The organism is Flavobacterium sp. (assembly GCF_031422135.1).
GTDB lineage: Bacteria > Bacteroidota > Bacteroidia > Flavobacteriales > Flavobacteriaceae > Flavobacterium.
On the sequence record NZ_JANOQD010000006.1, the window covers coordinates 13359 to 28365 of the forward strand.

A 15007-nucleotide genomic window follows, 5' to 3' on the forward strand; every position below is an offset into this window, starting at 1 on the left:
AATTCGGGGCGTTTTTTATAACTCAAATACATAATTCGAAACCAAATATTACAATGAGCGACGCTATCAAACACGAATGTGGAATTGCATTTCTTAGACTTTTAAAACCGCTTGAATTCTATAAAGAAAAATACGGTTCAGCTTTCTATGGTATACAGAAAATGTATTTGCTTATGGAAAAACAACACAATCGTGGGCAAGACGGAGCTGGTTTTGCTTCCATAAAATTAGATGTTGAGCCAGGCGAAAGATACATTTCAAGAGTTCGCTCGAACGACGCACAACCCATTCAAGATGTTTTTGCACAAATCAATGCAAGAATAAACGAAGAAATGACTTCACATCCTGAATATGCTAATGATGTTGAAGCACAAAAAGCAAATATTCCGTATGTAGGCGAATTGTTTTTAGGTCACGTTCGATACGGTACTTTTGGGAAAAACAGTATAGAAAGTGTGCACCCCTTTTTGCGTCAAAACAATTGGATGCACAGAAATTTACTTTTGGCAGGCAATTTCAATATGACAAATGTTACGGAATTGTTTAATGGTTTAATTGAGCTTGGACAACATCCAAAAGAAATGGCGGATACGGTTACGGTAATGGAAAAAATAGGCCATTTTCTAGATGATGCCGTAACAGATTTGTACCAAGAATGCAAAAACGAAGGATTCTCTAAAAGAGAAGCCTCCCCAGTTATTGGAGAAAGATTAGATTTGGTTAAAATTCTTAAAAAAGCATCGAAAAATCTCGATGGTGGTTATGCAATGGCCGGATTGTTAGGTCACGGTGACGGATTTGTATTTCGAGATCCAGCAGGAATTCGACCAGCATTTTACTATCAAGATGATGAAATTGTAGTGGTTGCCTCCGAAAGACCTGTAATTCAAACTGTTTTTAATGTCGATTTTGAAAAAGTACAAGAACTACAACCAGGAAATGCTTTAATTATAAAGAAAAACGGAACGATATCTGAAGAGAATATTCTTCCTCCAACTATAAAGAAAGCGTGTTCCTTTGAACGAATATATTTTTCTCGTGGAAGCGATGCCGAAATTTATCAAGAACGAAAAACATTAGGAAAATTAATACTTCCAGCGGTTTTAGATGCCATTGATGACGATACAGATAACACCGTTTTTTCGTACATTCCAAACACTGCCGAAACGTCTTTTTATGGAATGGTAGAAGCAGCACAAGATTTTTTAAATCAAAGAAAAATTGCAGCAATCCTAGAAAACAAGGCAACATTAAGTGCTGAAAAATTACAAGAATTACTTTCTGTAAAAATCCGTACCGAAAAAGTAGCCATCAAAGATGCAAAACTTAGAACTTTTATTACCGAAGACAGCAGTCGTGACGATTTAGTGGCGCACGTTTATGACGTGACTTATGGCGTAATTAAACCAACAGATAATTTAGTAATCATTGATGATAGTATTGTGCGAGGAACTACTTTAAAAATGAGTATCATTAAAATGATGGATCGTTTAAAGCCTAAAAGTATTGTAATTGTATCATCAGCACCACAAATTCGATATCCAGATTGTTACGGTATTGATATGGCAAAACTAGAAGGATTAGTCGCTTTTAAAGCCGCTTTGGAACTATTGAAAGAGAGAAATCTTTATCACATTGTAGACGAGGTTTATACCAAGTGCAGAGCACAAGAAAACCTAAAAGACAACGAGGTAGTTAATTTTGTAACCGAAATTTACGCACCATTTAAACCGCAAGAAGTTTCAGATAAAATTGCCGAAATGCTCACATCAGAATCCGTAAACGCTCAGGTTAAAATTATTTTTCAAACCGTAGAAAATTTACATATAGCTTGTCCAAAAAATTTAGGAGATTGGTATTTTACAGGCGATTATCCAACACCAGGAGGAAATCGAGTGGTGAACCGAGCTTTTATGAATTTTTACGAAGGCAAAGATGCAAGGGCATACTAAAACATACAATTCAACGAGTATTCTAACAATTCAACGATTTTATTTTTTTATTTATTATCACTCCTGTAGTTTTACCAAACCATTACATAAGTAGGTTAAGTTTATGGTAGATTTGGGGCAAAAAAGGTGGAACTAGTACTTCCACCTTTTTTATTGAAAAAAATCGAATAAGTAACTAAATACAGCTATATTACTCATAACTATATTTAGTTAGAGTAATTTTTTTTTGTATAAATCATCGATTTTACTAGCTATTCGACGATTTTATTTGGTAGTTATTCAATCATAATATATTTTTATTAAACCATTACATAAGTAGGTTAGGTTATGGTAAGATTTGGGGCAAAAAAGGTGGAGGTTATACTTCCACCTTTTTTATTGGAATAAAGTATCTTAAATAAAAAAGACGAACAAACCCTAAAGTTTATTCGTCTTTATAATTAGTTTATTGTTTAAAACTATTTTGCTTCTGCAAAACGTTTTGCAACCTCACTCCAATTAATTACATTAAAGAAAGCCTCTATATAATCTGGTCTTCTATTTTGATAGTTCAAGTAATACGCATGTTCCCAAACGTCCATTCCTAAAATTGGAGTTCCGCCACAACCTACTCCAGGCATCAAAGTGTTGTCTTGATTAGGTGTGCCACAAACTTCTAGCTTACCAGCTTTTAAGCACAACCAAGCCCAACCCGAACCAAACTGTGTCGCTCCAGCTTTAGCAAAAGCCACTTTAAACTCTGCAAATGTTCCAAAAGCCGCATCAATAGCCGCAGCTAATTCTCCAGTAGGCAATCCTCCACCATTAGGCGACATTACCGTCCAAAATAAATTATGATTGTAAAAACCACCGCCATTGTTACGAACAGCAGCTTTAGTCAAATCTAGATTCATTAAGATATCTTCAATACTTTTACCTTCAAGATCAGTGCCAGCAATAGCCGCATTCAAGTTTGTAGTATAAGCATTATGATGTTTAGAATGGTGTATCTCCATTGTTCTCGCATCAATATGTGGTTCTAATGCATCGTATGCATAAGGTAATTGTGGTAATTCAAAAGTCATAATATAAATTTTTAAATGATTACTATTTATTCAAATTCAAAATTAATCATTTAACTTTGGAATTAAAATTTCAAGCTGTTATAATTTCATTAAATAATTTTTCAGGAGCTATTTCCCGCTATTCGTTTCAATCTTTTTTATACCTGACAGGTTTTGAAAAAAACCTGTCAGGTATAAAAAAGGATTTCCACTGCTATCGGGGCTAGGGCATTAGTGATAAAACAGATCTTGATTTTTAAATTCAACATTGCGAATTCGTCGAAATTCGTACAATTTGTGGATAAAAAATGAAAACACCCGCATTCTCCATATACAACGCATCGGCCGGTTCGGGTAAAACCTATACTTTGGTCAAAGAATATCTAAAAATCATCTTAACTTCCAAGAAAGACGATGCTTACAAAAATATTTTAGCTATAACCTTTACAAACAAAGCGGTTTTTGAAATGAAAACCAGAATTATCGATAGTTTGTTCGACTTCTCTAAAGACAATCCTTCCGAGAAATCTATTCAATTAATGCAAGATTTAGAACGTGAAATAAACTTGAATCACATCAAAATTAAAACCAAAGCACAATCGATAATTAAAAACATTATCCACAATTATGCCGCTTTTGATATTTCAACCATTGATAAGTTTACACACAAAGTCATTCGATCGTTTGCTTTTGATTTGGGTTTGCCAAACACTTTCGATGTTTCACTAGATACTGAAAATCTTTTGCAAGAAGCTGTTGACGCAATTGTAGCTCAAGCTGGTGAAGATGCCGTTTTGACCAAATTACTTATCGATTTCACTATGGAAAAAACCGATGATGACAAATCGTGGGATGTTTCTAGCGAGATTTTAAATACTGGAAGATTAATTCTTAACGAGAATTATCGCGATGAAATACTATCGTTAAAAGACAAAACCATTCCGGACTTTATCGAACTTAAAAATAAATTGGAAATTATTTGCAAATCGTTAGAAAGTGAAAACATAGATTTTGCAAATCAAGCAATGCTACTTATCGAAAGTCAAGGAATTGATTTGAAATCATTTTCCAGAGAAACATTTCCAAATCATTTGGGTTTTATACAAAGAGGGGAACTCAAACCCACACATAAAAAGTTTAGGAAAGTAGAAGATATTGCTATCAATAAAAGCGCAAAAGACAAAGATATAATCGAGGGAATTGCAGACGAACTCATCTATACATTATATAAGGTTTATAAAAATTATGAAAAGAAAGATTTTTATGAAGCTTTTCTTAAAAACATTACACCACTTTCATTATTAAATACAGTAAGTAACCAATTGTCAAAAATCCAAGAGGAACAAAATATTTTGTCTATTTCCGAATTTAATAAGCTCATCTTCGAACACATTCAAAACCAACCAGCTCCTTTTATTTATGAGCGATTGGGCGAAAAATACAAACACTTTTTTATTGACGAGTTTCAAGACACTTCCGAAATGCAATGGCAAAACCTAATTCCTTTAATAGACAATGCATTGGCAAGCCAAGATTTACAAGGCGTTCAAGGATCATTACTAATTGTGGGAGACCCTAAACAGTCTATTTACCGTTGGCGTGGCGGAAAGGCCGAACAATTTATCGATTTAGCAAAATCTAAAAACCCATTTAGTAATAAAGACAAAAGTGTTTTTAATCTGGAATCTAACTATAGAAGTTTTGATCAAGTAATCGATTTTAACAATGATTTTTTTAAATTTTTATCTCAAAAATTTACTAACGAAGAGTATAAAGATTTGTATGAAAATAAAAGCTTTCAAAAACCAAATCATAAAAAGGGAGGTTATGTCAATATTTCTTTCATTACTGAAATCGAAGAAGAATCCAAATCAGAATTAGAAGAAGAAAATAATGATAAAAATGAAATTTATCTTAAAGCAACCCTAAAAACAATACATAAAGTTTTTAAAGAAGGATTTTCTTTTAATGAAATTGTTATATTGACACGAAATAACAAACACGGTGTTTTATTAGCCAATTTTTTAACAGAAAATAACATCCCAGTTATTTCCTCCGAAAGTTTATTGATTAATGCTTCCTCTGAAGTGAAATTTGTTTTGAATTTGCTTCAGTATTTAAACGATAAAAAAGATATAGAATCATTGGCGAATGCATTATACTATTTGGTTCAAAATTTTGAAAATAAGATTGAAACACACGATTTCATTTTGGAAGGGATTCAATATAAAGAAGAAAAAGAACTTGAAAACTGGCTTTCGACTTTTGGAATACACCTTTCTTTTCAAAACATTAGAAGAAAATCATTGTATGAAGTGGCAGAAATGGTAGTTTCAAAATGTATCAATTCAGAAAAAAACAATGCCTATATACAATACTTTCTTGACATTGTTTTAGAAAGAGAGGTAAAATACCAAATGAATATCGGAGATTTTTTAGATTATTGGGATAAAAACGGACATAAACTAAGCATTCCATCGGCAGAAGGATCCAACGCCATTAGAATTATGACCATTCATAAAGCAAAAGGATTAGAATTTCCAGTGGTAATTTTCCCTTTTGCAGAAGAAGATTTCAGCCGAAATAAGCGAGAGAAAATATGGCTCAACTCTGAGTCAACCGAGTTAGATTTTGATAAATTTCTAATAGACAAATCGAGTAAAGTAGCAGACTATGGCGAAAATGCTTCTGAAGTTTACAATCAAAAAACACAAGAAGATTTGCTTGACAATATCAATGTTTTATATGTTGCACTTACTCGTGCCGAAGAACAATTGCATATTATTTCGAGTGTAAAAAACAGAAATAAAGCGGGTGATTTACCTAATAATCTGGCGTCGTTTTTTATAGGATTTCTTGAAGATTATAAAAATTTTGACGAAAATGCATTGGACTATGAGTTTGGAACATCAAAAAGAATTTCAAAACAAAAACTTATAGAAGCAAAACGTAAAAACATCAAACCAGTAACTTCAGTTATTAATCCAGCCGCAATTAAAATTGCTCAACGAGAAGCTTTAATGTGGGGGACAAATCAGTTGAAAGCTATTGAATTTGGAAATGTGCTACACGAAGTTTTATCATTTGTAAAAACGAAAGCCGACATTTCAACAGCAATAATCAAAGCATTAGAAAACGGATTAATTACTGCAACTCAAAAAGAAGAAGTAGAAAAAACAATTACTGAAATTGTTTTTCATTCGGACTTAGTTGATTTTTTTGATGAAGAATCTATTGTTTTCAATGAACAAAATATTCTTAAAAAAAACACTAAAACAATAAAACCAGATAGAGTAACAATAAAAGGTAGAAATGCTTACTTGTTAGATTATAAAACAGGCAAACACCAACATAAATATGAAAACCAACTAAAAGAATACGAATTAGCATTACAAGAAATGGGTTTTCAAGTTCAAAAAAAAGTACTTCTGTATATAGGAGAAAATATAGAAATAGTACATTTGTCAAATAAACAAATCCACGAATAAACAAATCTACATATTATGTACGGAAAAATTCAACAACACTTACAAAATGAATTAAACACAATCGAGGAAAATGGTATTTTCAAGAAAGAAAGAATCATTACTTCGCCACAAGGAGCAGAAATTACCGTTAATGGAGAAACTGTTTTAAATTTTTGCGCCAACAATTATTTAGGATTGTCATCCCATCCAGAAGTGGTCCAAGCCGCAAAAGACGCTTTGGATTCTCACGGCTTCGGAATGTCGTCCGTTCGTTTCATTTGTGGTACGCAAGACATCCACAAAACATTAGAAAAAAAGATTGCAGATTTCTACGGAACAGAAGACACCATATTGTATGCAGCAGCCTTTGATGCCAATGGTGGTGTTTTCGAACCGTTATTAGGGGAAGAAGATTGCATTATCTCCGATAGTTTGAATCACGCTTCGATTATTGATGGCGTTCGTTTGTGTAAAGCAGCACGTTATCGTTATGAAAATTCCAATATGGAAGATTTAGAACAACAACTTGTTAAAGCCAATCAAGAAAACAGACGTTTCAAACTAATTGTTACCGATGGTGTTTTCTCAATGGATGGATTGGTAGCACCACTAGATAAAATATGCGATTTAGCCGACAAATATGACGCACTAGTTATGGTTGATGAATGCCACGCTGCAGGATTTATAGGCGCCACAGGAAAAGGAACATTAGAAGCAAAAGGCGTAATGGGACGAGTGGATATTATTACAGGAACATTAGGAAAAGCTCTAGGAGGAGCAATGGGTGGCTACACAACAGCGAAAAAAGAAATTATTGAAATATTACGTCAACGCTCACGTCCGTATTTATTCTCAAATTCATTGGCGCCAGCAATTGTAGGAGCATCTATTAAAGTTTTTGAACTATTAGAGAAAGACACTACACTTCGTGATAAACTAGAATGGAATACCAATTATTTCAAAAAAGGATTACGAAAAGCAGGATTGGATTTTATTGATGGTGATTCTGCAATTGTTCCAGTAATGCTTTATGATGCTAAATTATCACAAATAATGGCTGATGAATTACTAAAAAAGGGCATTTATGTAATCGGATTCTTCTTTCCAGTGGTTCCAAAAGAAAAAGCGAGAATAAGAGTGCAACTTTCTGCAGCGCACACAAAAGAGCATTTAGACCATGCTATAACTGCCTTTACAACAGTTGGAATTCAGCTAAATATCATAAAAAAATAATTTTTTTCACTTTTTATTCATTTTTTTTAACAATTCATTTTGTAATTAATTAATTACGACTTACTTTTGTCACAATAACGTAATGTAATCAAATAAAATTAAGTATGAAACATCTTAACAAACTTTTTGTTTCCATGTTGATGATTGCTGGGTTAAGTGCTACTGCACAAGACAGCAACAACCCATGGGCAATATCTTTCGGAGCCAACGCAGTAGACACAAACACTAGTGCTGGTAACAGGGATTTTAATTTAAGCGATCACTTCAATGAGTTTTTCAACTTAGAAGATCAATGGAATATTATTCCTTCAGTGTCTTATCTAAGTGTATCTAAAAATGTTGGAGGTAATTTTTCAGTAGGTCTTACAGGGTCTGTAAATAAGATTACTAAATTTGTAAATTCTAATCCAGTTGGAGGCAATAAAATTATCGTTAATCCTAATTTAATGTATTATTCAGCTGATGCAGCAATCAAATATAGCTTAATGAACTTAATTGGCTCTAAAGTTATTGATCCTTCTATTAATATTGGTGGAGGTTATACTTGGTTGAAAAAAGAAACTTCGGGTACTGCTAACATAGGAGGTGGATTAACTTTTTGGTTTACTGAGCAAGTTGGTTTATCATTAAACTCTACTTACAAAAAAGCATTTACAGACAGAATTGGTTTTGAAGTACCTTCAGTATTTCAACATATGGCTGGTCTTTCTTTCAAATTCGGAGGTAAAGATACTGACGGAGACGGAATCTATGATAGAGATGATGCTTGTCCAGAAGTTGCTGGTTTAAAAGAATTCCAAGGTTGTCCTGATACGGACTCAGATGGTATTCAAGATAAAGAAGACGAATGTCCTGAAGTTGCTGGTACACCAGAAATGAAAGGTTGTCCTGATACTGATGGAGACGGAATTGCTGATAAAAATGATGATTGTCCAGAAGTTGCTGGTTTAGCTAACTTGAATGGTTGTCCTGATTCAGACGGAGATGGTGTTGCTGATGCAAAAGACAAATGTCCTACTGTAGCAGGTCCAAGAGATAACGGTGGTTGTCCATGGCCAGATACTGACGGAGATTCAGTTCTTGACAAAGATGATAAATGTCCAGACGTTAAAGGTACTGTTGCTAACAATGGTTGTCCTGAAGTAAGCGAAGACGTTGTTAAAAAATTAAATGACTATGCTAAAACTATCTTATTTGACACTAGCAAAGCTACATTCCAACAACAAACTTACCCAGTATTACAAGCTATGCTTGCAATCTTGAAAGAATATCCTTCTTCTAACTTTGCTTTAGAAGGTCACACTGACGCTGACGGTAAAGATACTGCTAACCAAACTTTATCTGAAAATAGAGCTGCAGCAGTTAAAAATTACTTGACAGAAAATGGTATTGAAGCTGGAAGATTAACTTCAGCAGGTTTTGGTGAATCAAAACCAATTGCTTCAAACAAAACTAAAGCTGGTAAAGCTTTAAACAGAAGAGTAGAAGTAAAAGTGGTTAAATAATCATTTTCAAAATATTTTCTTAAAACGTCCCGAATTATCGGGACGTTTTTTTATATTTATAAAATGACAAATAATTCTTTTCTTGAAATTTTAGTAACTCAATTACTATCAGATAATAAAAGCAATCTTTCGGAAACTACTATAGTTTTACCAAACAAAAGAGCACGAATTTTTTTACTGGAGGCTTTCAAGAACAATTTAGAAAAAACAACTTTTGCACCAGAAATTATAAGCATAGAAGATTTTGTTCAAGAAATTGCCACAATTCGTTCCATAGACTCCATTGAATTGATTTTTGAATTTTATGAAGTATATTTATCTGTTACCAAAAAAGAAAAACAACAAACATTCGAGCTGTTTTCAAATTGGGCGAAAACCTTGTTGCAAGATTTTAATGAAATAGATCGATATTTACTGGAACCCAATTATGTGTTTTCGTATCTGAAAGATATTGAAGTTATTAAACGCTGGGGAATTGAAGTCGAAGACAAAACAACATTAATTGACAATTATCTTGAATTCTGGAAGTTACTTCCATTATATTATGAAACATTTTATGCGTTTTTAAAAAACAAAGGAATCGGATATCAAGGGTTGATTTATAGAGAAGCGGTTCGCAATATTGAAAAATATACCAAAAATATTTCCAACAAAAAAATTGTATTTGCTGGTTTTAACGCTTTAAATCAAGCCGAAGAAAAAATAGTACAATTTCTAATTTCTGAAAAATTAGCTTTTATTTATTGGGATATAGACCAAATATTTTTAAATGATACTGCACATGATGCGGGCTTGTTTACACGCAAATTTAAAAACACTTGGACACATTATAAATCAAATCCATTTGAATGGATTGCTAACGATTTTTCAAAAAACAAGAACATTCAAATTATTGGGACCTCAAAATCTATTGGTCAAGCCAAAATTGTATCTAGTATAATTGAGAATTTAATATTAGAAGACCCAAGTGCATCTTTGGACAAAGTGGCATTAATTCTTGGAGACGAGAATATGCTTATTCCTATGTTACATTCTCTACCAGCAGCAGTAGAAAGTCTAAATATTACAATGGGTTATTCTAGCAAAAACAACCCCATTCAACTGTTGATTTCTAAACTTTTTAAAATGCATAATAACGCTATGAAGCGTAACGAATCAAGTTATGTTTTTTATTATAAAGATGTTCTAGATGTGCTATCAAATCCAATAATTGAATCTTATATTAATGCTTCGAAACTTGTAAATACTATCAAAAACAACAACTTCACATTTATTACACATCAAAAAATAATTATATTACAGGAAAATTCAAATCCACTTTTTGAGTTATTGTTTCAAAAATGGAATCAACAACCTACAGCAATTTTAGAAATCATTTCTTCCATATTACTTCTAATTAAATCTAATTTAGACAAGACAACAGAAGATGATAAAGTGGTAAAAACGTTCTTGTATTCGATATTTAAGGTTGTCAATAAATTGATTTCGTATTGCTCCAAAAACAAATACATTGATAACATAGACACACTACACGCTATATACAAACAAGTGATTGATCTTGCTGAAGTTTCCTTTGAAGGAGAGCCACTGTCAGGATTACAAATAATGGGTGTACTAGAAAGTCGTGTTTTAGATTTTGAAACCGTTATCATTACCTCATTAAATGAAGGAAGATTCCCAGCAGGAAAAACATTGAATTCATTCATACCGTTTGATGTAAAAAAAGAAATTGGCTTGCCAACTTTTAAAGAAAAAGATGCAATTTACACGTATCATTTCTACCACTTATTACAAAGAGCCAAAAATGTTTATTTGATATATAATACTGAAAACGAAGGTTTAGATGGTGGCGAAAAAAGCCGTTTTATAACCCAATTGGAAGTCGAAAAACTGCCAAATCATAATTTGACTCACGAAATAATACAACCCATTGTTCCCAACATTGCCAGCAACCCGATAACAATTTCAAAATCGGAATTAGTAATGTGTCGTTTGAAAGAAATTGCAACTGGCAAAGGGTTTTCACCTTCGGCTTTGACTACTTATGTTAGAAATCCAATTCAATTTTATTTTCAAAGAGTACTTTCCATTCGTGAAGTAGAAGAAGTCGAAGAAAATATTGCTTTGAACACACTAGGTACTATCATTCATAAAACGTTAGAAGAGTTATACAAACCTTTTATTAATAAGTTTTTGAATATTGATGATGTTACAACCATGTTGACTTTAGCAAACGACGAGGTTCTAAAGCAGTTTAAAGAAATATACAAAGAAGGAGAAGTAAAAAAAGGTAAAAACTTATTGGCTTTTGAAGTCGCCAAACGTAATGTTTTTAATTTTTTGACCGAAGAAAAAAAACAAATTCAGAATGGCGATGCTATTAAAATTATTTCGTTAGAAACATCTTTAGAAAGAATTCTGGAAGATGCTAAACTACAATATCCCATAAAAATTGCTGGGAATGTAGATCGAATCGAAATTAGAAATAACAAAATTAGAATCATAGATTACAAAACGGGTAAAGTTGATAAAAACAATGTTGTTTTGAAAAACTGGGACGGATTGACCTTAGATATTAAAAATGACAAAATCATTCAATTACTTTGTTATGCTTTTATGTATGAACCACAAGCAAATGGGTTAGAAATAGAAGCAGGAATCATTTCATTTAAAAATATGAAAGGTGGTTTTTTGCCATTTGGGATAAAACAAGATAAAGAAATTTTCACAACCGTAACAACAGAAATTTTAGAAAGCTTTAAAGCAGAAATAGTACTTCTAATTAATGAGATTTTAGATGACTCGATTTCTTTTGAAGAGAAAATTTAACATAGCTCTAAAAAACCCAACAAAACCAACTTTAATTCATCACGATTCTCGATATGACTCATGTGACCATCAGGAAAAGAAACTAGTTGTACATTAGTGCCTTCAATTTGTTTGATGTTGTCTTCGTAATTTAGAACACCATCTTTTTTACCAAGTATAAGTAGTTTAGGATAAGAAGTAAGATGTAATAAGTGTTCTTTGTTTTTTCTGAGTTTCATGCCTTCCTGTGCTGCAATATAGCCTTGCAAAGGCGTTTTTAAAGCTTCTTTTTTTACTTGATTTATTTCTGAAATAAAACTTTCCCGATTGTCTATGCTAAATAAATTTGCGATAGAGATTTGTACTAAAGAAGCATATTCCTTATGTGCCATTTTTATAGCGCGATTTCTGTTTATTTTTCGCTCGTGGTCATCAGTATAAGTAGTCGAGTTTAATAAGACAAACCCTTTAGTGTTTTCAGAATATAATTCGGCGAAAGCCAAAGCTACATAACCACCCATCGAATGTCCTACGAAAATAGATTTTCTAATTTTTAAATGTTGCAAAACCGCATTCACCATTTGGGCTTGGTCTTCCATCGTGTGTACATAACCCAAACAGTCTGATTTGCCATGACCTAATAAATCGATGGTAACAACTCGGTATTTTTCGGTAAACGATACCATATAAGAATCCCACATCGTGGCATTTTCTAAAAAACCATGAAGTAAAACTATAGCGGATCCTTTTCCAGAATCGGAATAAGAAACTTTAGTGTTTTTGTAGAGGAAATTATTCATTAATACAAAAGTATGTTTTAGCCACGAATACACGAATTTTTTTTTTGAACACAGATTTGAGAAATTTAAAAAATTTCTTAAATCTGTGTTTTAAAACAAAAACAGCTCACTTTACTGCAAACCGTCTTTTCTTTTTCATCTTGTATCTATTTTCTAATTAAGAATTCATCAAACTCTCAATTTCATCCACTTCAATAGGAATGTTTCTCATCAAATTAAAAGGTTCGCCTTTTTCTTGAACGACAACATCGTCTTCCAATCTAATTCCGAAACCTTCAGAAGGAATATAAATTCCAGGCTCAACAGTAAACACCATATTGGCTTTCATAGGTTCGTGCAACAAGCCATAATCGTGTGTGTCCATTCCTAAATGATGCGAAGTACCGTGCATAAAATATTTTTTGTAAGCTGGCCAATCTGGATTCTCGTTTTGGACATCTGCTTTGTCAATTAATCCCAAACTTAGCAATTCCGAAGTCATTACTTTACCAACTTCAATATGATATTGTTTCCACAATGTTCCTGGAGTTAGCATTTTGGTTGCTTCGTTTTTTACATTCAAAACCGCTTTATAAACCGCTTTTTGTCTGTCAGAAAATCGTCCTGAAACAGGAATCATTCGAGTCATATCACTAGAATAATTAGCGTATTCGGCACCAACATCAAGCAAAACCAAATCGCCAGCGTGGCATTGAAGGTTGTTCTCAATATAATGTAAAACATTGGCACTATTTCCAGAAGCAATAATTGGCGTATACGCAAAACCTTTGGAACGATTTCTTAAAAACTCGTGTGACAATTCGGCTTCGATTTCATATTCCATTACGTTAGGTTTTACGAAGGATAACAATCTTCGGAAGCCTTTTTCGGTAATGTTACAGGCATTTTGAATCAAATCTAATTCTTCACTTTCTTTGATAGAACGAATGCGCTGCAAGATAGGATTCGACTTGGCTACTTGATGCGCTGGATAAGTCTCTTTCCACCATTTTACAAAACGAGCTTCACGGGTTTCGGTTTCGATAACGGCTCGATAATGCTCGTTGGTGTTAATGTACATAGTTTCAGAATACGCCATCACTTCTTTCAAAGTTTTGTGAAAATCTTGCAGCCAAATCACAGATTTAATTCCCGAAACTTCATAAGCTCTGTCTTTGGTTAATTTTTCGCCTTCCCAAATAGCAATGTGTTCATTGGTTTCTTTTAGGAAGAGAATTTCTTTCAAATGTTCATAAGGAGCATCTGGAAAAAGCAGCAAAATACTTTCTTCTTGATCCACGCCTGATAAATAAAGAATGTCACGATGCTGTGCAAATGGCAAATGACTGTCAGCTGAAACGGGATATAAATCGTTTGAATTGAAAACTGCAACACTATTAGGTTTCATCTGTGATGCAAATTTTGCGCGGTTTTTGATGAAAAGTTGTTTGTCTATTTGATGGTATTTCATTTGTTTGATTATTAGATTTTAAAACTGTATCAAAAGTAATCAAAGATTTTTTTTAAGATGTGGCCAAATGGCGTTATTTTTTTATTAACCAATAATTTATTTACTTGAATTAGCAAATTAGCGGTAAAACATCATTTTCCGTTTTTTCGAATTCTACTCATATGTCGTGAAGAAATCCCTAAAAATGAGGCTAGATAATGCAACGGAACTTCCTGTAATAATTTGGGTTCAGTAACTAATAATTTTTGATAGCGTTCTTCGGGTGTGAGCGTTAACAAGTCAATACGATAATCATCTATAAGACAAATTTGTCTTTCAATCAAATTGTAATAGAATTGATGAAAAGCCAAATTGTTTTCAATCAAATCTTTGAAGGTTTCTAAATCAATAACCCATAATTTGCAATCGGCAATGGCTTTGATGCTTTTTCGAGATGGGTTTTTATTCAAAAAACTATCTAATGAAGCAGTCACAGAATTTCGTAAGGCTAAATAAGTAGTTTTTTCACCATCATTTACAACAATCGAATGTTGCAAAACTCCACTTTCAACAAAACAAAAATATTGGCAAATTTCATTTTCTTTGACAAAATATTCATTTTTTTTGAGATATAAAACCTTAAAACTAGTTATAACTTTTTCTGTTAAACTTTCTACATCTTCAATATTGGAATTAAGAAACAGATGTAAATAATCCAAAAAATTAGAGGATGTGTTTTGTAGCGTCATACTACAAAAATATTAAATTTT

At 32.7% G+C, this 15007-nt stretch carries 9 protein-coding genes; 5 read left to right on the forward strand and 4 right to left on the reverse strand.

Going from position 1 to position 15007, the window contains the following annotated elements:
• Positions 1 to 53: 53 nt before the first annotated feature.
• Positions 54 to 1952: an amidophosphoribosyltransferase gene (locus tag RMO70_RS01205; RefSeq protein WP_310554596.1), complete on the forward strand. Its 1899-nt coding sequence runs from the start codon at positions 54 to 56 to the stop codon at positions 1950 to 1952.
• A gap of 458 nt (positions 1953 to 2410) precedes the next feature.
• Here the strand turns inward: RMO70_RS01205 and RMO70_RS01210 are convergent, their stop codons facing one another.
• On the reverse strand, positions 2411 to 3016 hold the full coding sequence (locus tag RMO70_RS01210; protein ID WP_310554597.1) for a superoxide dismutase: 606 nt from the start codon (positions 3014 to 3016) through the stop codon (positions 2411 to 2413).
• A gap of 287 nt (positions 3017 to 3303) precedes the next feature.
• Here RMO70_RS01210 and RMO70_RS01215 point away from each other — a divergent pair, with 287 nt between their 5' ends.
• From RMO70_RS01215 to RMO70_RS01230, 4 genes are all read left to right on the forward strand, one after another.
• Entirely contained in the window at positions 3304 to 6483 is a 3180-nt protein-coding gene (locus tag RMO70_RS01215; RefSeq protein ID WP_310554598.1) for a UvrD-helicase domain-containing protein, read from the forward strand.
• Positions 6484 to 6498: 15 nt separating this feature from the next.
• Complete coding sequence (kbl, locus tag RMO70_RS01220) at positions 6499 to 7695, forward strand: glycine C-acetyltransferase (RefSeq protein ID WP_310554599.1); 1197 nt, start codon at positions 6499 to 6501, stop codon at positions 7693 to 7695.
• A 104-nt stretch (positions 7696 to 7799) separates the two neighbouring features.
• Positions 7800 to 9200 (forward strand): OmpA family protein, encoded by a 1401-nt coding sequence (locus RMO70_RS01225; protein ID WP_310554600.1) that lies wholly within the window; start codon positions 7800 to 7802, stop codon positions 9198 to 9200.
• A gap of 63 nt (positions 9201 to 9263) precedes the next feature.
• Positions 9264 to 12029 carry a PD-(D/E)XK nuclease family protein gene (locus RMO70_RS01230; protein ID WP_310554601.1) on the forward strand — a complete coding sequence of 922 codons (2766 nt, stop codon included), beginning with the start codon at positions 9264 to 9266 and terminating at the stop codon, positions 12027 to 12029.
• Here RMO70_RS01230 and RMO70_RS01235 read toward each other — a convergent pair.
• The 3 genes from RMO70_RS01235 to RMO70_RS01245 all read right to left on the reverse strand — a co-directional run bounded on the left by RMO70_RS01235 (position 12026) and on the right by RMO70_RS01245 (position 14986).
• Positions 12026 to 12808 (reverse strand): alpha/beta hydrolase, encoded by a 783-nt coding sequence (locus RMO70_RS01235; protein ID WP_310554602.1) that lies wholly within the window; start codon positions 12806 to 12808, stop codon positions 12026 to 12028. The two genes, RMO70_RS01230 and RMO70_RS01235, sit on opposite strands and share 4 nt — an antisense overlap.
• Positions 12809 to 12965: 157 nt before the next feature.
• On the reverse strand, positions 12966 to 14258 hold the full coding sequence (locus tag RMO70_RS01240; RefSeq protein ID WP_310554603.1) for an aminopeptidase P family protein: 1293 nt from the start codon (positions 14256 to 14258) through the stop codon (positions 12966 to 12968).
• Positions 14259 to 14389: 131 nt separating this feature from the next.
• A complete protein-coding gene (locus tag RMO70_RS01245) occupies positions 14390 to 14986 on the reverse strand; it encodes a Crp/Fnr family transcriptional regulator (protein ID WP_310554604.1) in 597 nt (198 codons plus the stop codon).
• Between the last annotated feature and the right edge of the window lie 21 nt (positions 14987 to 15007).

Excerpts from the sequence above, each read along its gene's own strand:
- RMO70_RS01205 (WP_310554596.1), top strand. The coding sequence starts at position 54 with ATGAGCGACGCTATCAAACACGAATGTGGAATTGCATTTCTTAGACTT.
- RMO70_RS01215 (WP_310554598.1), top strand. The coding sequence starts at position 3,304 with ATGAAAACACCCGCATTCTCCATATACAACGCATCGGCCGGTTCGGGT.
- RMO70_RS01230 (WP_310554601.1), top strand. The coding sequence starts at position 9,264 with ATGACAAATAATTCTTTTCTTGAAATTTTAGTAACTCAATTACTATCA.
- RMO70_RS01225 (WP_310554600.1), top strand. The coding sequence starts at position 7,800 with ATGAAACATCTTAACAAACTTTTTGTTTCCATGTTGATGATTGCTGGG.
- RMO70_RS01240 (WP_310554603.1), bottom strand. The coding sequence starts at position 14,258 with ATGAAATACCATCAAATAGACAAACAACTTTTCATCAAAAACCGCGCA.
- kbl (WP_310554599.1), top strand. The coding sequence starts at position 6,499 with ATGTACGGAAAAATTCAACAACACTTACAAAATGAATTAAACACAATC.
- RMO70_RS01210 (WP_310554597.1), bottom strand. The coding sequence starts at position 3,016 with ATGACTTTTGAATTACCACAATTACCTTATGCATACGATGCATTAGAA.
- RMO70_RS01235 (WP_310554602.1), bottom strand. The coding sequence starts at position 12,808 with ATGAATAATTTCCTCTACAAAAACACTAAAGTTTCTTATTCCGATTCT.
- RMO70_RS01245 (WP_310554604.1), bottom strand. The coding sequence starts at position 14,986 with ATGACGCTACAAAACACATCCTCTAATTTTTTGGATTATTTACATCTG.